This is a genomic window from Ehrlichia japonica (genome assembly GCF_000632845.1).
Classification (GTDB): Bacteria; Pseudomonadota; Alphaproteobacteria; order Rickettsiales; family Anaplasmataceae; genus Ehrlichia; species Ehrlichia japonica.
Genome location: NZ_CP007474.1, coordinates 1,020,409 through 1,041,261, shown reverse-complemented (window position 1 = coordinate 1,041,261; position 20,853 = coordinate 1,020,409). Strand labels below are relative to the sequence as shown.

Below are 20,853 nucleotides of genomic sequence, written 5' to 3'. Positions count from 1 at the left end.
GATAATTTTGATCTATAAAGGTTATTTTAAAGTTATAGTTTAAAGTAGTTTAATGTCTTTTTATAAATTTATTAAATTAAGTAAACACGAGATTAGAGTGGTGGTGTAGAAAAATTAATTAGATGATAGTTTTTTGTTTCTGTGCTTAGTATATTTGTAGAATATAATCTTGAACTTTTTATCTAATAATATAGAATAAAAAGCATTAAGTTTTAAGTTATTTGTGATATGACTCAAACTCTTACTAAATCGAAGATAGCAGAAGTTATTAATAGAGATGTAGGGTTGTCTCGTGAGGATGCTTCATCTATTGTTGGGAAAATTTTAGATGAAATGGTAAGTGCATTGGTGAAAGATCGTATATTAAAAATATCTTCTTTTGGTACTTTTAAGTCTTATAAAAAGAAAGCACGTATGGGTCGTAATCCAAGAACTTCAGAGGAATTTGTTATTAAAGAACGTAATACTGTATCATTTTATCCGTCAATGCTTGTTAAACATTCGATTAATAGTGATGGTGATACAGAATAAAAGGTGAAGTTAATGAATGAGGAGAAGCTGTTACAAAGTGAATACAGTGATAAGCTTAAAACAATAGGCGAAGTTGCAAAAGACTTAAATGTTGAGCAGTATGTGCTAAGGTTTTGGGAAGAAAAATTTCCTCAAGTTAATCCAATTAAGCGTCGTGGTAGGAGATTGTATTCACAAGTTAATATTGATACTTTAAAATATATTAAACATTTATTATATGATAAGGGATATAAAATTAAGGGTGTGCAGCAAGAACTAAATAAAAAAACTGCTAAGGTTAGCAAAGACAATAATAATGTAGACCACAGTGTTTATAAAGAAAGTTTGGTTAGGCTACTAGATGAGATGCTGAACTTGAGAGATAATTTATTAAAGAAGCTAAACGGAATGTAGCGCAGCCTGGTTTAGCGTGTCAGTCTGGGGGACTGGAGGTCGTGGGTTCGAATCCCATCATTCCGACCATTTGTTTGATGTGAGTATTAAAAAGTAATTTTTATTCTATTTTTTAAACTGATATTATTCTTTACCTTGGTATCAGTAAGTAGTATACGTGGTTATAACTAAGAATATATAGTTTTATTATTATATATTTTAAATGATCTTATATGAAGTTCGTGATAATTTTCTAATGGAGGATAATAATAAAATCTATAAATAGTATTGTAAATACATGATATATTACTTTAGTTGTAAATTATAATAACATTATTGAATGTGTAGGTTGTATTAAAATTTTAGTAATCTTTATATATTTGCTGTTTTTTCCCTTCTACTATAACAGTATTAATGAGAAGAGTAACAGCTACATAATATTATGAAAAATATATGGATATCACAGCGAAAGCACGGATGGAGTGGGATTCGAACCCACGGTACGCTATTAACGTACGTCAGTTTTCAAGACTGGTGCCTTAAACCGCTCGGCCATCCATCCGGTTTACTTGTAGCATAATATTTAAAATAGTGCAATATCTCTTTAATTTGATTGTTTGAATTATGAGTGGTGCTGAACATTAGTAAATTAATGCTATTGACATGAAAAATAAAGACAATGATATCATATATCGATTGTTTATATAATACAAATGTTTCTTTTTTGCTGCAGAGAAAGTTAATTTAAAACAAAATTAACACACTAAATTGTATAATTAGAGCATGCTATTTTACTAATGGTTATTGTATGCTTCATTTAACAACAGAGATTAATAATATTGATTTCTCTAATAACTTACATATTGATAGTGGAGACAGGTTTGTTGTTACAAGTAATGACATGCAGCTTGATGTTGGACAAGAAGCTGGTCATGGTTATCATCTTTTATTCAGAAATAATGGTCATGTTATATCAGATTTCCATGGTGTCACAGCTGAGAGCTTTATATTTGATATAAAGAATCATAATTTAAAAGCCTCTTTCTTAGTTGATCTTATGGCCCCTTTTGAAGGGTTGAATCAGACTAACCATCCAGACTTCTTGGTTAACATGCATACTGTAAGTGATTGTGTTTCAAGTAATCATGATTCTGATTGTGCTTTTAATGGGTCACACAGTCATGGTACACATGCAAGAGGTGAAGTTGGATCTTTGCCTGCAGGCATAAAATCTGCAATGGATCAAATCGTATCTCCAAATGAAAGTATAACAGTTCAATCTCCTGTAGCAGCAGAGTCTGTAATATTACCTGCTGTTGCAAATAATGCATCTGACAATTCAATAGTTTCTGAAAATGTTAATGTACCTGAAAGTGTAGTATCTGCATCTAGTATTGATGGTGTATCTGAAGATACAGAAGATTCTAACGATACTATTGCATCTTCGCAAGTAAGTTCTGAAACTCAGCCTAGATCACGCTTGTTGGAAATGAGGGATATTATTCGCGACCCTGAGTCTTTTGCACGTGAAGAACAAGTAGCTGCTCAATTTGGTGGTAAATACTTTTATTTCTAAAAACAAAATACTAATTTAATTCTTTTAAATGTTATAAAACTGTAGAAAATATTTCTATTCTATACTGTACTAATTAAAGGTTTAGCTTCTATTTTTATAGGAGCTAAGCCGTGGTTGTATAATAAAATTATTGTAATCTTAATAGGTGCAGAATATATACTGTTTTTTGTGTTTATGTTGTAGTATCGAGTGGTAAGTTAGTCTTTTTTAAGTTAATAAATAAACTTTTTATTTACTCTTATTATTATTACTATAGAAGTGTGAGGATTGGTTTTTAACTTGTAATGTGTAATTCACTTTTATAAGTTTTTGTTGATTAGCCGTACCTTTTTATAATGTAATTGCTCAAAAATGTGTAAGAAAAGTTGAGTTATTATATGCTTAAGACTATCTATCCTATAAGATTAGCTATACCATAAAGTTTTTCAGGACTATAAAGAGTGATATAATCTCACAAATGTACCAATTTGTAAGAATGGATTTTTGTTTTTTCATATAGTGATGTTAATGTTAGACGCAATAAAAATCTTATAAGTTATTAACTATTTTATTACTATTTTGGCATATTAATAAGCTTAACTATTAAGGATGTCTATCGTCAAATTGCAAATATTACACCTGTAGTGAATATATGGCACCTATACTAACAGCTTTTGTTACTAAAGTAAGGGTGCTATATAAATTCTTTAATTTCTAGCATGTATTTATTATTTAACATTAATTATCAGGTTGAAAGTAGTATACCTATAATGAATATAGTATAAATAATGTACTTAGGAGATTTTGTTACTGTAATAAGATTATGGCCAATATCCTATGATTTCTTTAATTTCTAATATGTGCTTGTTAGCAATAGATGCTGCTTTGTTGTTGCCTGATATGATGATGTTATAAAGTTGTTCTTTATCGTCAAGCAATTCTATTACTTTATTTCGTATTGGAGCAACGTTATGAATGAGTAATTCTGTTAAGTGTTCTTTGAATTGCTTTGTAGTAAAATTTTCGATATCAATACATGCTTGTTCTATATTAATGTTTAAAAGTGTAGCGTATATACTGACAAGGTTTTTTACTTCAGGTCTACTATCTAAACTAGTAAAATTGAACCCTATCACAGAATCAGTGGTTGCTTTGCTTATTTTTTTTGAAATCGTGTCATTGCTATCATATAAGTTAATGCGTGTATAGTCTGACAAATCAGATTTACTCATTTTTTTCTTCCCATTTCTTAAATTCATGATTTTTGCGGACTCTTGTATAATCAATGGTTCTGGGATTTGAAAGTATTGTGTATTGTATGTAGAGTTAAAGCTTATTGCAATGTCTTTAGTTAATTCTAAATGTTGCTTCTGATCAATACCTACCGGTACAACATTTGCTTTATATATTAATATATCAGCAGCCATTAATACTGGATAGCTGTATAAGCCTAAATAGGATGTTGATGCATTGTTGCGACTTTTTTCTTTAAATTGAGTCATTCTGTTCAATTGTCCCATTGGAGTTATACAACTAAATATCCAAAACAGTTCTACATGTGCATGTATGGATGATTGAGTAAATAAAACTGATTTATCTGGGTCAATACCACATGCTAAGTATGTTGCTAACGTATTTATAGTGTTTTGCTTTAATTCGGTTGGATTATAACTTTTAGATGTTAAAGTATGTAAATCAGCAAGAAAGAAAAAACACTGATACGAATTTTGCAAAGACACCCAATTACGTATAGAACCTAGATAATTTCCAAGATGTATACTACCACTGGGTTGTATACCAGATAAAACAACAGGCATAGACATTATCCTTTTAGTAACCGAATGTTATATTATATAGTAATTTATACAATTATGCATATATTATTTAATACATAGAAATGTGTAATTGATATGCGTTAGCACGGTAAGAATAGACGTACACCATGATAAATTATGGCTAGTCACCCTTCTTAGATATTATTACTGAAGCTGCACGTAATAGCTTATCTTTTATTATGTATCCAGGTTGTACTACATGTAGAATGGTATTATCATCTTTTTCATTATCAGTCATCTGGGATACGGCTTTATGAAACTGAGGATTAAATTTTTCTCCAATAGGATCTATTCTGGTAATATTATGACGTTCTAGAGTATTTAGTAATTCCTTATAAGTCATCAGTACCCCTGTATGGATACTATCATCTTCCTTTAAGTTTTTTAGAGATGTTTCTAAATTATCACAGGAACTTAATAAATCCCGAGCAAAGTTAGAAATTGCATATACCGATGTATCATCTATATGCTTTTGCATGATCCGTTTAACATTTTCTTTATCAGCAACCGCTAAACGAAATTGGTTTTGAAAATGTGCTAATTGCTGTCTTAATTTATCTAATTCCGATAAATCTTCATGCAATTTCTCTTTCTTCTTTAATCCCGCTGTGAATTTTCTTTGCGGATTTGCTTGAGTTTGATTAGATTGAACTTGCTCATCAGGTTTTTCATTAGGTTGAGGGTTGTTGTGTTGTGGACTTTTTGTATTGCTATCGCCGTTATCACTCATAATTCTAAACTTGTTTATAAACTCTAGGAAATATATAGTAACATTATAAGAAAATATCAAGAGTTATGAGTTTTATTAGTATGGTTTTTCTATGTTGTTAATATTTTATGATACATTGCGATAAGAAGTTTATGTCTTTGGCACTGAGGATTGCAAGACGTGGCCTTGGCAATGTATTTCCAAATCCAACAGTTGGATGTATAGTGGTGAATTGTGGAATAATAGTAGGGCGTGGATATACGCAGGTTGGTGGCAGACCGCATGCAGAAGTTATAGCATTGGATAATGCTGGACATCTAGCAAAAGGTTCTACTGTGTATGTAACTCTTGAACCATGTTCTCACTATGGGCAGACAGGACCTTGTGCATTGAAATTGATAGATGCTGGTGTAAAGCGAATGGTAATAGCTGCTATGGATCCTGATGTACGTGTATCTGGAAATGGTATAAAATTATTACGTGATGCAAATATAGATGTAAAGTGTGACGTCATGTATGAAGAAGCACGAGAATTAAATATTGGATTTTTCTATAGTAAAATCAAGAATAGGCCTTTTATTACAGTGAAGTTAGCATCTACTTTAGATGGGAAAATAGCATTAAAGAATGGTAATAGTAGATGGATTACAAATGAGCTAACTCGTAATTGGGTACATAAGCAACGGTCTATGTATGATGCGATTATGGTTGGTAGTAATACTATTGTTCAGGATAATCCAATGCTGAACACTAGAATTCCTGGTTTAGAGTGTTATTCCCCAATAAGAATAGTAATTGATCGTTTTGGGAAAGTTTGTGATTATCATAATATAATAAAAACTTCTGATGTTATTCCTACGTATATTTTGACAAATGACACTTCTAAAACAAAGTTGGGTAAAGCTAGTTATCTAATAGTTGAGAGTGGAGATAATTTCTTAAAAAGTGCAATGAAGATGCTTTCTATGAAGATAGGTATTACTCGATTGTTTGTTGAAGGAGGTGGTATTTTAATTACAGAATTGCTTAAAAATCAATTAATTGATAAAATTATATGGTGTAGATCAAATAAAATTTTTGGTAATGATGCGATATCATCTATTGGTGATCTGAATATATTGACGCTACAGCATGATTATAGTTATAGAAAAATAAATACATTGTATTTTGGGGATGATATCGTGGATATTTTAGAATGTTGTGAGTAAGTTAAAATCCTGAGATTAGTATAGTGTTGATAGTTGTTTGATTTCATAGGACACGAAATGTATCAAAATTTCAATACTTTGGTGGTTTTGTATGATTTCAAGAAAAGTATATATTATATTTTGAAAGTGATATTGTAGCTACTTAGAATGTTGTGAATGGGTAGTATTCTTTGCTCGTGATGTTAGTAGTTATATATTCAAGGTATACTTTAAATATATAAGAATTTCAAAGCTTAATATCTATAGTTCGTAACGGTATATTGTGATTCTTATTACTTTTTTAAAATACTTTTATAGAACTAATGCAGCGCGTATTTTTGATTATATCTTGGTATATGTGGTAAAAATGTTTGTGATCTTAAAGTAGGCGAAAATGTTATAGGAAATATGTTTTTTACTTTGTGTTTGTACGTTGTCTGGTGTATAGTTTATAATGTTATTATGATTATAGTTGGTATTTTATTAATTATATGCCACGTGTTATATTAAAATGAGGATAAATATGTCACAGATATCTAATGAGCTACCTAATTCTTCTCAAGAGGTTCAATTGCCTGATGTTGATGATGTAAAATCAATTAAAGTCAATATTGATCCGTATGAGTTAGGGTTACTATTAGCAGGTTTTTTTAGTGCAATGGATTCTTTCTCTTATGGTTGTCCGCAGTATCATCATTGCCATTATTATGATTGTTGTTATGATCCTGGTTATTATTTTGATTATGCTGCTGGTAGTTGTTGTGGGAATCCTAAAATGCAGGATAGTTTAGCATAAGAATATCCAGAGGTACAAGATAATTATTAGCTTCCTAAAGTCATAGGAAAGTAGCTCTTGTGTTGTATATAGTGAGTTGTTGGTTGAGCTTTACTATATGGTTATAACTTTCTTCGTATGAAGTTATTGTTCCTTGAGTTATTTGGTGGTTTTAGTCTTTAATTCTATAGTTATTTTTTGTTATGTATTTTATGCTGTTTTGGGTCTGTACGGTTCCTTTTTTACTGTTTTTTATAAGTTTAGTGATTGTAAGAGTAAAGCTTATGGTTTATATGTAATGCAGTATAAATATTTGAAGTGACTTTTTTAAATAATGCTGTGTTGTGTATGTAGTTTTTTAGTGCTTTAACATGTATGATATAGCTTCATGTGTGTGTGTTTTTTGAGTTGGCATTATTGTATTGTGGTTTGAAATCGTAATAAATTCCATAATATGAAGCTTATGTTATATGCTATTGTAACATTTATTGAAAGCTTTTTATAATTCTTTGGAGTACTTTTTTCTTAATTAATCAATGTAACTTTGATGTATGATGTAACCAACAGGTGAAGTAGTAGTAAACTTAAATTATAGCAGTCTTTGAATTTATTCTATTTTTAGTAATTCAATACAGTTTGGATAGGTAATATATAAATACTAAAGAAAAGACTTGGTTCAATTTTGGATGAAGTTGTATCCTGATATGATATAAATGTTTTTAGAGTTTGTGGATTTCTTGATGATTCGTATAGTGCTGATGTATTAGTATAAAAACAGTGAAAAAAAGGACTTACTTTTGATTTCTAAACTGTGCTCCAATTAATTATAAGTCTGTGAGTTTATTTTTTTCTTGGTGACTCAATGAAGCTTTGATGAACGATATAAATAATGGGTGAGAATGAAAAGGACTTGATTTAAATTCTGGATGAAATTGCACTCCTATAAACCATGGGTGATCTTTTAATTCTATAACTTCTATTAAACTGTCATTGTTATTGTTTGATTTACCTGTAAAAATTAGTCCATGCTGCTCTAATAAATCCTTATATTGTAAATTGAATGTGTACCTATGCCTTCTTCTTTCATTTATTACTGATTGTTGATATATTGAAAAAATTTTAGAGTTTGAATCTAAATAACATGGACATGAACCTAATTTCATGCTTCCGCCCAAGAAATTTTGCTGTAATTCTGGCAATTGATGTATTACAGGGTTTTTACAATATAGATTAAATTCTGTGGAGTTAGCATCTTCTAAATGAACTACATTATTTGCGAATTCAATTATAGCAAGCTGCATTCCCATACAGATACCTAAAAATGGGATCTTATTAACACGTGTATGAGTTATTGCTGTAATCTTTCCTTTAACTCCATCATCACCAAATCCTCCAGGTATTAATATGGAGTCAACATTATCGAATACATGTATTTCATCACTGTCTAATGAGCGTGAATCTATCCATTTAATGGATAGTTTTACCTTGTTGTGAATTGATGCGTGTTCTAGAGCTTCAATTAATGACTTATAAGCATCAAGTAGTTTGATGTACTTTCCTATTATTGCTACGTTTATTGTCTTTGTTAATGTATGTGAAATGTTTAATATATTTTCCCATTTTCTTAAGTCTGGTTCATGTGAATTAATATTAAAATGGGTTAGTATTTGTGTGTCTAAATTATAATTGTGATAAGAAATAGGTAGTTCATATATGTTTTTGACATCTAATGCAGGAATAATATTTGTTGGTGAAACGTTACATAGATTTGCTATCTTATCTCTTTGCTCTTTTGATAAAGGGATTTTACTACGGTAGAGTATTATATCTGGTTGTATACCTACAGAACTTAATTCTTTTACAGAGTGTTGGGTAGGCTTTGTTTTCAATTCCATTGCTGCATCAATATATGGAACCAAAGTCAAATGAACAAATACAGTATTATTTTTACTAAGTTTGTAGCCAATTTGTCTTATAGATTCAAGAAATGGTTGACTTTCAATATCTCCTACCGTACCGCCTATTTCACATATGACGAAATCTAATCCATCAACATTATGTAAAATAAAAGAATTAATAAGATCAGTAACATGTGGGATAATCTGTACTGTTTGTCCTAGATAATCCCCCCTTCTTTCTTTTTTTAATAAATTGTGATATACTTTACCAGTGGTTATATTGTCATTTTTTGTTGTTTTGACTCCAGTAAAACGTTCATAGTGCCCTAAGTCGAGATCTGTTTCCGCACCATCATCAGTTACAAAAACCTCACCATGTTGAATTGGACTCATTGTTCCAGGATCTATATTAAGATAGGGATCTAATTTTCGCAGGCAGACCTTAAATCCTCTGGCTTGTAATAATGCCCCTATGCTGGCTGCAGCTAACCCCTTACCTAGAGAAGATACGACACCTCCAGTAACAAAGATAAACCTAGTTGAAGTTTGATTCATATACCTTCATATCCCTTACTGATTAAATGGTATGCTATCCTCATTGTTATGTTCTGCAGCCGGTAGGTTATGTACCTTACCCATGTCAACGATTTTTCTGACAATAGATTCCTTATGTACGCTTTTAGCATTTATACCAACCAATAGGATTGTATTAATAATAAAAGCAGTAGCAATAATAACTGTAAGCTTAGTAATGAAGCTAGAGGATGACCCAGTTGTAAACATTGAATCTAAACTACCTTGTGCACTTCCAAATCCACCTAAATTATCAGATTCTGGTGGTTGTAATAATATTAAAATTACTAATAAAAATACTAATACTAATTGTATAACTGTAAAAACCATATAGAAACAATAACGATACTAAGTACATATATAATTGATTTATACATTGTTTATTATTTTGAGTCAAGGATTGCAGAGGTTATAGAAAATATAGTTTTGTATTAGTAATATTAATTTAGGAAGATACATTATGCATCGATGTGTATAAATTGGTGTTTTTTTAGTGTTTCAGTGAGATATTTTTATTGTATCAGATGGATAATATAGTATAGTCCTTAAAGGTTTTAGTGCTATATTAATGCATATTATAAAAAATTAATAATCATATAGTAGAGTTGCTTTATAAGTATTCTTGTTTGTTATTACAATAGATTTACTATGTGTTAGAATTCAAAGGTATGCAAATGGTTAGTTGATATGGATAACCAAAAATATGTAAATATTTTTCTTGAAGCAATAGCAGCGGAAAAACATATATCTCATAATACCTATCAGAGTTACAAAACTGATTTATTTGGGCTTTGTGAATTTATTGATAGAGATAACCTTCTGTTAACGAATACTGATATCAATGAATTACAAAATTATGTCAGGTTTTTACATAAGAAAGGATATAAAGCAAACACTGTATCGAGAAAAATATCTGCTATTAAAAATTTATATAGATTTTTATATAAAGATAATATAATTGAAAATGATCCTACTTTATATCTAGATTCTCCTAAATTATCTCGCTCTCTTCCAAAAGCTTTAAGTCTTGAAGAGGTCAGTATATTACTTGATGTTGCTGCTTTAGATGTCTCTCCTGATGGAAGAAGGGTCAATGCTATTATTAATATACTATATTCTTCAGGTGTGCGGATTTCTGAGTTAGTATGTTTAAAATTTCGTGAAGTAAAGGAAGCGTTAGATCATGGTAATTCAGAAATATGTCATATGAGGATTCAAGGTAAAGGAAAGAAAGAGAGGATGATATTACTAAATCTCGTTGCCGTGACAAGTATACAGAAATATATGGAGGTTTATGAATGTTTTGTTCCTAACAAATATAAACTATCACAGTGGTTATTTCCTGGAACAAAATTTGATAATCATGTAACAAGGCAAAGGGTAGGTCAACTACTGAAAGGTCTAGCCGTAAATGCTGGTATTGATGCTACTCGCATTTCTCCTCATAAGCTTCGACATTCTTTTGCAACCCATTTGTTAAATAATGGATCAAATATTATTTTTATACAAAAGATGTTAGGGCATGCTAATCTAGCAACTACGCAAATATATACTCATATTGCGAGTGAAAAGCTAAAAAATGTACTACTAGAATTTCATCCATTAAGTGATGGATAAAGGTTATATGTGTATTGAGAGGTAATGCTAAAAATTGTTTATATGGCTTGCCGGTGAAGTGGCTAGCCTTATTGAAGGTGACATATGACTTTAGAGCTAATATGTTCAATAAATTGAGCTATAGTATTATATATATTACATACTTTTGATATTTCTTGTCAGTAATAAGCAATTTTTAGGTTAATAATGAATATATTTTTTATTTAGGACTGCATTCTGTATTAAGATAGGAGATATTAGTATTGCTGTTTATTTTATTGTTAAGTTTAAGTTATTCTTGATAGTGGAAACACGTGATAAGATTTTCTAGGTTCAGTTTAATATTAATAATGTATAAATTCTAAAAGTTATAAAAATTGAAATGAATATTAAAATCATTATCTATTTTATTGCTGAAAATGTGACTGTATTTATTATGTTAAGTCTAACTAATTAATACTTTGGATTTTACTTTGTTGGAACTTTAGGTTTATGTAATGATGTATAAATTCTAAAAATCAGTAAAAGATTTAGATGAAGGAAGTTATAGAGATGTTGTCTTTTAGATGCATTGAAGCCCTAGTTTATTTTGTTAGAATCTGCTTAATTAGTATTATAAGTCCCTTAACATGCCTGAGCTTATCTCAACAACGCGACATGCTTTCTGGGCTAAACTGTGATTATGTGTAGCAAGAAATATGGCAATACTTTTTTCTTTTGCGTACTCTTGTAATAAAGAAAATATTTCAAGTGCAGTACTGTTGTCTAAACTACCAGTTGGTTCATCTGCTAGAATTATAAAGGGACAATTGATTAAACTTCTTGCTATTGCAACCCGTTGTCTTTCTCCGCCAGAAAGTTGTGATATTGACATTGAAAATTTATCTTGTAAGTTTACACGTTTCAAAATTTCCAGGGCATTTTTTTTTGCAATAGATCTACTTTGACCTATGATAATTTGTGGTAGCATCACGTTTTCTAGTACTGAAAACTCCTGTAGTAGATGATGAAATTGATAAATGAATCCTAAAAAATGACGACGTAAGTAAGTTTTATCTTTATCTGAGGTTTTGTTTATACACTCTATGTTGTTTATAAATATACTCCCTGAAGCTGGAGTGTCTAGTAATCCAGCAATGTGTAGCAATGTACTTTTGCCAGAACCTGATTTGCCTATTAAAGCAACAATTTCTCCCTTCTTTATTTGTAAAGTTGCATTTATTATAATGGGTATTTCATTATCTTTTCCAAAAGATTTGCTGATGTTAGATAAAGCAAATACTATAGACATGTCTTATCCTATTACAGTTCTATTTCATGATACTAACATGTATATATTGCTAAGACTATTAATAATACCATATATTCATAATGGTGTGGTTGGATTTGTGTTGATATTTATGATGTGGTAGTCTTAATTTAAATTACGCCTATGCTTATAGATTAGTTAATGTAATTTTAGATAATAAATAGCTTATTGATATGTAACGGCTTGATTACATTTAGTATGTTATGAAGAATATTAATTAAAGCAGTAATAGTGTTATTTTTAACTGTTGTAGTGCCAGTTTGCAAAGGAGTAACTTATAAAGTTTTTTGAAAATATGTAAGTATTGTATGTACCATTAATGAAAAGTTGCAATTGGTAAAATATTCATTTAATGAGTACGTGTCCTTGTATCTTAATATATGGTAGTATCAGTACATATCTGTTTATTACTTATTAAAGGCTTATTGATGTCAATGATGTTTTGTTAAAAGCTTGACATATTGTGTTGTCTATCAGTATACAGATAAGACTTTAGAAGAAGTGTTATTGAGTGTTTTTTATGGTAGATCTTAAAAATAGTGGCTTTGATGAAAAGAAAAAAGAAGCCCTTGAATTCCATTGTAAGGATTCAAAGCCTGGAAAAGTTTCCCTATTACCTACTAAACCTTTATTAACACAGAGGGATTTATCATTAGCATATTCTCCTGGTGTTGCAATACCTTGTTTAGAAATAGCTAGAGATCCTGATTTAGTATATGAGTATACTGCACGAGGAAATTATGTCGCTGTGATCTCAAATGGTACAGCTGTACTTGGATTAGGTAATATAGGACCTTTAGCATCAAAGCCTGTTATGGAAGGTAAAGCTGTTTTATTTAAGAGATTTGCTGATATTGATGCAGTGGATATAGAAGTTAACACTTCTGATGTAGATGAGTTTATTAATGCCGTAAAGTATTTAGGATTAAGCTGGGGAGGCATAAATTTAGAAGATATCAAGGCTCCTGAGTGTTTTATTATCGAAAAGAGATTAAATGAAATAATGGATATCCCAGTATTTCATGATGATCAACATGGTACTGCTATTATTGTAACTGCTGGACTTATTAATGCTCTTGATATTACAGGTAAGAGCTTTAAAGATATTAAAATAGTAATAAATGGTGCTGGTGCTGCAGGTATTGCATGTCTTGAAATGATAAAATTGATAGGTGTTCCTGCTGATAATATAACTTTGTGTGACCAAAATGGGGTGATATATAAAGGTAGACAGCTTGGAATGAATGAATGGAAAGAAAAGCATGCAATTGAAACAAAAGATAGGTCTTTGAAAGATGCATTAGTGATGGCTGATGTATTTCTTGGATTGTCAGTTAAGGATGTTTTAAGTAAGGATATGCTGCTGTCTATGAATAAAGATCCTGTCATTTTTGCTTTAGCAAATCCAGATCCTGAAATTAATCCTAATATTGCACGTAAGATTCGACCTGATGCCATTATAGCTACTGGAAGGTCGGATTATAATAATCAGATTAATAATGTAATGGGATTTCCTTATATATTTCGAGGGGCATTGGATGTGCGAGCTAAAGCGGTTAACAATGAAATGAAAGTAGCTGCAGCAAATGCAATTGCTATGTTAGCACGTGAATATGTTAGCGATGAAGTATCTGATGCTTATGGTGGTCGTAAAATGAATTATGGAAAGGATTACATTATACCTACTCCGTTTGATCCTAGATTGATCACTATAGTATCTCCTGCGGTTGCAAAAGCTGCTATTGATTCTGGAGTTGCTAGGAAAAACATAGAGAATTGGGATGATTATACTAAGCAACTAGCATCGAGATTGTCATTAACTTCTAATGTACTTAATATGATGTATAGTGCTGTTAAATGTGATCCTAAAAGGGTTATTTTTTCAGAAGGGGAAGAAGAAAAAATAATTAAGGCTGCTGTACAGTGGCGTAATCAAGGATACGGATTGCCTATACTTGTAGGGCGTATTGATAAAGTGCGAGAAGCATTTGACCGTTTGGGTATTAAAGATACAGAAGGTATAGAGATTGCAAATGCAGCAATTTCTCAACGAAATGATGAATATACAGACTATTTATATAAGAGATTACAACGTAAAGGGTATTTATATAGGAGTTGTGTCAGAGATGTAAAGACAGACCGTAATGTTTTTGCAGCCTGTATGCTTGCATGTGGTGATGGTGATGTGTTAATTACTGGGGTGACAAGAGGATATTCTGCTTCTATTAATGATGTACAAAAAGTAATAGGTTCTCAGGGTGTTGTATTTGGCTTGTCAATAATTGTGATGAAAGAACGTACTATATTTGTTGCAGATACTGCTATACATGAATCTCCAACTCCAGAGCAAATTGCTGAGATAGCAGTTCAAGCATCTATGCAAGCTAAGAAAATGGGATATGAACCTCGTGTTGGCTTTATTTCTTCCTCAAATTTTGGTAGTCATTCTCAGGAAGATGCTAAAAAGATGAGAAAAGCTATAAAAATTTTAGATAGTTACAATGTTGGTTTTGAGTATGATGGGGAAATGTCTGTTGATACTGCACTTAATTCAGAATTATTAACATTATATCCTTTTTGTAAGTTAACTGGTGAAGCGAATATTTTAGTGATGCCAACTCTTCATAGTGCTAGTATATCTTCCAAGCTATTACAAAGAGCTGCTGGAGTGTCTGTAATAGGCCCTATTTTAATTGGGTTGGAAAAGCCTGTACAAGTTGTACAAATGTCTTCTTCTGTTTCTGAAATTCTTAATCTTACTGTGCTCGCATCTTCAGTGAATAATACTGTAGGTATATGATATATAACTCTATTAATTATTTATTAAGTGTGGCTATTTATTAGATTATGCTTTTCCTGATATTTTTATACATGATTAATATTATTTGTGATAAACAAAGAGTAAATATTATTTTGGGTCGTTAATGAGATTTTTAATATATTCTGGTGGAGTTATTTTAATACTTCTGTTGTTTTTAATAATTTCTCCTTTCTTTATTAATTGGAATTCTTACTATACATCGCATGTGCTTAAACAAATAGAAGATATATCAAGTGATATAACTGTAAAAGGGGTAGGGGGCATTACCGGAAAATTGATTTCTCCTAAAATTGTAATTAATAATTTATATATAGAAGGTCATAACAAACTGTTAAATCAGAAATCAGCAATATTGGTTGATCAGCTTGAATTAAAAATATCATTGTTATCTTTATTACTATTTTCTCCTAAAGTTGATGCGATTACTATAGATGGATTAAATATTTCATTGGGAAATCTTATAGATCTATTTTCTTCATATCGACGTAAGAGTTTTAATGTAAAAGCATTTAATATTGTTAATAGTGTTGTTAATACAAACTATGATGGTACATCTTTTAATAGTAAATCTATATCAATTAAAAATGGTACTATAAAAACGGTTAGTGGTGTAGAGGTAGTGAGTGGTTTATTAGGTATTGGTAAAGGTGATTATAACTTAGTTGCTAAGATATCACGGGATGGGGAAGATAATAGGATTAATGTGAATGTTTATTCTCAATTAACGAAAGTAACGTTATCTGGTATGGCTAGTGATAATGAATTTGATGGTATGGTGTTAGCTCATGGGGATGACTTTTCACAGTTTATTAATGATATTTCGGAAACAAATAAGACTTCTATCTTTTCTTTTATTAATTCACATGAAAAATTCTCTTTGTCTAGTAATATTAAATTATCAGGTAAGGCTTTTGCATTAAATGATTTCAAAATATCTACTGACAGTGTAGAAGGTATAGGAAAAGTCATTTGTTCAAATTATGCATCGTGTGATGGTAACATTGATTTTGCAAGGATTGATATAGATCGTTTATATGGTTTTAATCGTGAAGATGATGTATATAAAAGAGATTCTCGTATCCTTGATTACTTCAGTACATTAGTATCTGAAAATTTAAACTATGGTATCAAAGCTAGTGCTAAAAAAATAAAATACCATGGCAAAATATCTACTAATTTAATAATAGACTTGGCGATATTACAAGGAAAAGTTAATATTAATAAAATGACAGCAATGTTACCTGGAAATAATAATGTATTATATATTGAAGGTAATGTTGGTAGTAATGGTTTAATTTCTAATTTTCATGGCAAACTTAAGATAATTGGAGATGACTTTTGCTCGTTTGCTAAGTGGTTATTTCCAATGCAGATTGATTCAAAGGCTAGTGGTGGATTTTCTATACAAAGTGATTTGTATATAGCTCCTAGGGTATTTTCTTTATCTCATGTTGAGATGTTAACTGAGAATTTTGGGGATGTGAAAGGACAATTAAAAATAAAATATGATAAGAAAAGTAGCTCTGTTATTGGTGATGTTGAGATACGTAATATTGATTTTGATCAATATACAATAGATGAGGAATTAAAGATAGAAAACTTTATGCCGATGAAATGGTTAAAGAACATAAAGTATAAAATAAATGTTGGTACTAGTATTAGTGATTTTGTTATTCAAAAACAGAAAGTTAATAATCTGAGCTTTTTAGTAAATGTAATGCAAGGTAAGTTTGGCATTGATAAAATACGCTTTCATGGTGCTGATGGATCTGATCTTAATGGATTTATTAAAGCTTCTATTGGACTTCAAGATTTAAAGCCAAAGATATTAGTTGATCTTAAAGGGAATAAATATAATGCTGCTTTTATAAAATTTCCTTCTTTGATACGCAATGTTTTTGATGAATCAAATAAAGTAACTAATATAAAATGGTCAAATGAAGATCTAAAATTCTATGGATTGGAGTATGTGGATGGCAATATTGATATCAATATTGAAAATCTTGTTTCTAGAGATAATACCTTAGTTGATTTTGTATTGTCATCTAGTTTGAAAGATAATTTGATGTCTATTAACAAGCTTATGTTTAAAGTAGATGACGGATTTGTGTCAGCTAGTGGTAAGGTAGGTATGGGATCTAATACTTCTTCATTATCTGCTGTTGTATCTATAGCTAATGTTGGAGTAAATAATTTGCTCAAGTATATAAATGTTAATGAAGTTACTGGAAATGTCAGTATAAGTGGTAGCATTCAAACTCAAGGGAGAACTTTAATTGATTGGATTAATGCCTTAGATGGTAAGATGGAAATAGTTGCTAAGGGTATAAATGTTACTGGAGTGGATTTCAACAAATTTATTGTAGAATTATTAGATGTTCAAAGTAAATCAGATATTGCTGCATTAACTCAGATTGGATTATACAGAAATAATACAGTATTTAATTTTATTAATGCTGGAGCCAATATAAAGAGGGGTAATATTTTATCTTCCTTGCAATTTGCAATTGATAATGCTAGTGGCGTAGCAGCTGCAAATATTTCTTTATTACAATTTGCTCTAATGTCTAAAGTTAGACTATCATTTATGCGTCCAGGTGTATCTTCTCCTTCTAATATAGATATGTCATTGCATGGTCAATTATGGCAACCTAAGATAAGTTTTAACGTTAATGCTCTATATGAAGAGATTGTGAAGGGGATTAGTCAATCTGTATCAACGTATGATGAAGCAATGTATAATGAAGACTGATTGCAGTTTCTAAGATTAGATTATCATTTATGTATCCAAGTGTATCTTTCTCCTTCTAATATAGATATGTCATTGCATGGTCAATTATGACAACCTTAAAATAAGTTTTAATGTTAATGCTCTATATGAAGAGATTGTGAAGGGGATTAGTCAATCTGTATCAACGCATGATGAAGCAATGTATAATGAAGACTGATTGCAGTTTCTAAGATTAGATTATCATTTATGTATCCAGGTGTATCTTTCTCCTTCTAATATAGATATGTCATTGCATGGTCAATTATGACAACTTTAACGTTAATGCTCTATTGAAGAGATTGTGAGTAGAGGTAATTAATGTGTACAATTGTAATGAAGAACTCATAAGTTAATAATTACTTTTGAAAAATACAAATATGGTTATTTCTATGTATGTGGTTAAATAATGTTAAGAATAATTTGTGTAGAATAAAGATTTGATCTAAGTTAAAAGGCTATTAAACTTTATAAGCTGAGTGTGAAAATTAGCCTTAGACTATCATATGTGATATTTTATGAAAAAGCAAAGTAAAATGAAATTGTTGGGATCATTACTTTTTCAGAAATTTTATTGATAGCGTTAATTAGGATAATGGTAGAACTATTTCTAGTACTATGTTTTAGGTAAATCTGCCACTTGTTTATTAATGTTAGGTAAACTGGACAATAATAAAAAAATGAATAAAATGATATGTTGACTGAATGTTAAGTTGTATTGTTAATATATATTTTTGTTGTTCTAATAATATTTTCCTGTAATTTTAGTACGATTTTATCGTGTAATAATATTATTATGTCTGTAACATTAATCTCGCATAGTATAATTATTTATAATATATATGTTTTTTATCATATCTCTGTGAAAGTAAAATTTGGAGTAAACTTTTGTTATAAGGTGATTGATTTTAGAGTATGAAAAGGTGATAAGTTCTAATGTTTGAGTTTCTATAATTCAATGCTTTCTAGTATTTTTAGTCTAATGTAAATCTCAACTGTTGATATAAGTAGGAAGATTTGAATACTATCAGCTTCTGTAAGTCTTAAATTTAGATAGTGTAAATCTTGACAGTACTAATATTAACATGATTAGTGTAGCAAATTGGATAGTAATGAATTTATTCAAATATTTAGAATATATAGTTCCTTCACTGATGTGGTAGGGTAAATATGAATCAATTATGCCTTCTGTCATTATAGGTAGAGAATCAATAATTCTTCCATAACTATCTATTACAGCAGAAATACCACTGTTTGCTGCTCTTATGGTAGGTAATCCATTTTCGATGCTTCTTACACGATTGATTTCTAAATGTTGATAAGGTTGAGAACTTATACCAAACCAACCATCATTTGTAATGTTAATAATCCATTGTCCCTTTGTACACCTACGTACAACCTCATTGCTAAAAATGGATTCATAACATATTAAAGGTATAAAAGGACTCTGATTATTTAACGATATAGATTTTTCTTTGTTTGTTCCTGGGCTATAATTAAGCTTGTCTGTGATGTCTTTAGGAATCAGATTTTTTAATATAGATGGTATGAATTCTCCAAATGGAACAAGGTGTAGTTTATCGTAATAGTTGATTATTTGTCCATTATCATTAATAACAAATAATGTGTTATAGAGTTTGTTGTTTGCAAATCTTGTGCCTCCAGCAATTAAGAATTTTGGGATGGTAAACTTAAGGTAGTTTTGTATTGAACTATTGTTTGTATCAGTTAAGAATGGAAAGGAATTTTCTCCCCAAACTACATGTGTTCTTGAATTTAGACCATATTTGCTGGTTAAGCGTAGATATGTTTGAAATATATCATATTCCAATTCTTCATTTCCATTCCAATGACTTTCAGTATTTCCTTGTACTATGCGTATGGCTATATCATGATTATATTTCTGTTCCTGATTGTTTAATAGTCGATTGCTTCCGTAAATAAACATGCTCACTAATGTTAGTAATGCAATGATGCATGAAGAAGTGCTTTTATCTCTTATACATACTCCAGCAGCTGTACTACAGAATATAGCAAGGAATTCCATACCATATGTTCCAAGTAATGAAGCAGTTTGCAACATTTCTATAGAGAAAGACCAAGAATAGGCAAACAAATTCCAAGGTACTATGTATCCTAATAACATTCCAGCAATAGTGAAAGATAACGAGAATGTTATTAATCCAAGTAATTTTTTGTAATTAACTATATAACTAATTGCTGCGGCTGTGGCAAACAATAATGATAGAGATGCTGAAAGGATAAGGGTAAAAGGTATCAATGGCCAAAAGATTTTGCTTTGAATAATTAATGGTACATTAACCCAATATGAACTGGCAGTAAAATATCCAAAACCAAACCACCACCCACAAAGAAAAGCTTGTTTTGTGCTTTGGGTTTGTGATAACACGATATAGAATCCAGAAAATGCTATAAGCAAAGCAATGAACATATGGAAAGGTGCCATAGATATAGCTCCCATCACTCCTAACATCATTGCTAGTGTATAGTTGTATTTTTGAAAATTACCTTTTATCAATTTGATTGCCCTGAATTAATACCTAAAGTATACTAAAAAAGACTAGTATACTGACTATTGTAAATATTTTTTATGTTATGTAAAGCATAAGACTTTATTTATGTTTATTGATAAATTGAAAAAATTAATGTGCACTTATTAAGTGTAGATGAGATAAATGGTATGTACAAATATGATACTAGTATTTAACTGTAGAAAATTTTTACTATGATTTAAATTTAGTTAATACTTAATACATCACTATACGTAAATTATATATTGTTATTTTTAATACTGTAAAATTGTTGGGTTGGATGCAGCAATTTACGATGTTGTAACATGGATTCTTTAAAATTTCATGCTGCTAAAAGACGAAATATCTCTACATGGTTTTGCTATAAGAAGTT

The 20,853-nt window shown here is 30.1% G+C and carries 14 protein-coding genes and 2 tRNA genes; 9 read left to right on the top strand and 7 right to left on the bottom strand.

The window, feature by feature from the left end:
* The first annotated feature begins 228 nt into the window (after window positions 1-228).
* The 3 genes from EHF_RS04050 to EHF_RS04045 all read left to right on the top strand — a co-directional run bounded on the left by EHF_RS04050 (window position 229) and on the right by EHF_RS04045 (window position 993).
* On the top strand, window positions 229-531 hold the full coding sequence (locus tag EHF_RS04050; protein WP_044195509.1) for an integration host factor subunit alpha: 303 nt from the start codon (window positions 229-231) through the stop codon (window positions 529-531).
* Window positions 532-543: 12 nt separating this feature from the next.
* Window positions 544-924 carry a MerR family transcriptional regulator gene (locus EHF_RS04630; RefSeq protein ID WP_084475744.1) on the top strand — a complete coding sequence of 127 codons (381 nt, stop codon included), beginning with the start codon at window positions 544-546 and terminating at the stop codon, window positions 922-924.
* Window positions 915-993, top strand: a tRNA-Pro gene (locus EHF_RS04045). The genes EHF_RS04630 and EHF_RS04045 overlap by 10 nt, the downstream gene beginning before the upstream one ends.
* A 384-nt stretch (window positions 994-1,377) precedes the next feature.
* Here the strand turns inward: EHF_RS04045 and EHF_RS04040 are convergent.
* Window positions 1,378-1,465 (bottom strand) — tRNA-Ser (locus EHF_RS04040).
* A gap of 246 nt (window positions 1,466-1,711) precedes the next feature.
* Here EHF_RS04040 and EHF_RS04770 point away from each other — a divergent pair.
* On the top strand, window positions 1,712-2,479 hold the full coding sequence (locus EHF_RS04770; RefSeq protein WP_052349285.1) for a TRP47 family tandem repeat effector: 768 nt from the start codon (window positions 1,712-1,714) through the stop codon (window positions 2,477-2,479).
* A gap of 800 nt (window positions 2,480-3,279) precedes the next feature.
* On the opposite strand, the gene trpS is transcribed toward EHF_RS04770, so the two are convergent.
* Window positions 3,280-4,281 (bottom strand): tryptophan--tRNA ligase, encoded by a 1,002-nt coding sequence (gene trpS / locus EHF_RS04030; RefSeq protein ID WP_044195506.1) that lies wholly within the window; start codon window positions 4,279-4,281, stop codon window positions 3,280-3,282.
* A 133-nt stretch (window positions 4,282-4,414) separates the two neighbouring features.
* Window positions 4,415-5,023 carry a nucleotide exchange factor GrpE gene (locus EHF_RS04025; RefSeq protein ID WP_044195504.1) on the bottom strand — a complete coding sequence of 203 codons (609 nt, stop codon included), beginning with the start codon at window positions 5,021-5,023 and terminating at the stop codon, window positions 4,415-4,417.
* Between the two features lie 107 nt (window positions 5,024-5,130).
* Between EHF_RS04025 and ribD the strand changes: the two genes are divergently transcribed.
* Both ribD and EHF_RS04015 read left to right on the top strand, forming a co-directional pair.
* Window positions 5,131-6,210, top strand: coding sequence for a bifunctional diaminohydroxyphosphoribosylaminopyrimidine deaminase/5-amino-6-(5-phosphoribosylamino)uracil reductase RibD (gene ribD, locus EHF_RS04020; protein ID WP_044195501.1), 1,080 nt, complete (start codon window positions 5,131-5,133; stop codon window positions 6,208-6,210).
* 502 nt (window positions 6,211-6,712) lie between these two features.
* The gene (locus EHF_RS04015; protein ID WP_156928272.1) at window positions 6,713-6,985 is read left to right on the top strand and encodes a hypothetical protein; all 273 of its coding nucleotides are present in this window, start codon (window positions 6,713-6,715) and stop codon (window positions 6,983-6,985) included.
* Between the two features lie 803 nt (window positions 6,986-7,788).
* Here EHF_RS04015 and EHF_RS04010 read toward each other — a convergent pair.
* On the bottom strand, window positions 7,789-9,417 hold the full coding sequence (locus EHF_RS04010) for a CTP synthase (protein WP_044195498.1): 1,629 nt from the start codon (window positions 9,415-9,417) through the stop codon (window positions 7,789-7,791).
* A 15-nt stretch (window positions 9,418-9,432) separates the two neighbouring features.
* Window positions 9,433-9,765, bottom strand: a complete 333-nt coding sequence (gene secG / locus EHF_RS04005) for a preprotein translocase subunit SecG (protein WP_044195494.1) — start codon at window positions 9,763-9,765, stop codon at window positions 9,433-9,435.
* A gap of 357 nt (window positions 9,766-10,122) precedes the next feature.
* Here secG and EHF_RS04000 point away from each other — a divergent pair, with 357 nt between their 5' ends.
* Entirely contained in the window at window positions 10,123-11,052 is a 930-nt protein-coding gene (locus tag EHF_RS04000; RefSeq protein WP_044195491.1) for a tyrosine recombinase, read from the top strand.
* 592 nt (window positions 11,053-11,644) lie between these two features.
* Here the strand turns inward: EHF_RS04000 and EHF_RS03995 are convergent.
* Window positions 11,645-12,322, bottom strand: coding sequence for an ABC transporter ATP-binding protein (locus tag EHF_RS03995; RefSeq protein ID WP_044195490.1), 678 nt, complete (start codon window positions 12,320-12,322; stop codon window positions 11,645-11,647).
* 538 nt (window positions 12,323-12,860) lie between these two features.
* On the opposite strand from EHF_RS03995, the gene EHF_RS03990 reads away from it, so the two are divergent.
* Window positions 12,861-15,140, top strand: coding sequence for an NADP-dependent malic enzyme (locus EHF_RS03990; RefSeq protein ID WP_044195487.1), 2,280 nt, complete (start codon window positions 12,861-12,863; stop codon window positions 15,138-15,140).
* Window positions 15,141-15,264: 124 nt separating this feature from the next.
* Window positions 15,265-17,913 (top strand): AsmA family protein, encoded by a 2,649-nt coding sequence (locus tag EHF_RS03985; protein ID WP_044195485.1) that lies wholly within the window; start codon window positions 15,265-15,267, stop codon window positions 17,911-17,913.
* Window positions 17,914-18,955: 1,042 nt separating this feature from the next.
* On the opposite strand, the gene lnt is transcribed toward EHF_RS03985, so the two are convergent.
* Window positions 18,956-20,467: an apolipoprotein N-acyltransferase gene (gene lnt, locus EHF_RS03980; RefSeq protein WP_044195482.1), complete on the bottom strand. Its 1,512-nt coding sequence runs from the start codon at window positions 20,465-20,467 to the stop codon at window positions 18,956-18,958.
* Window positions 20,468-20,853 lie beyond the last annotated feature (386 nt).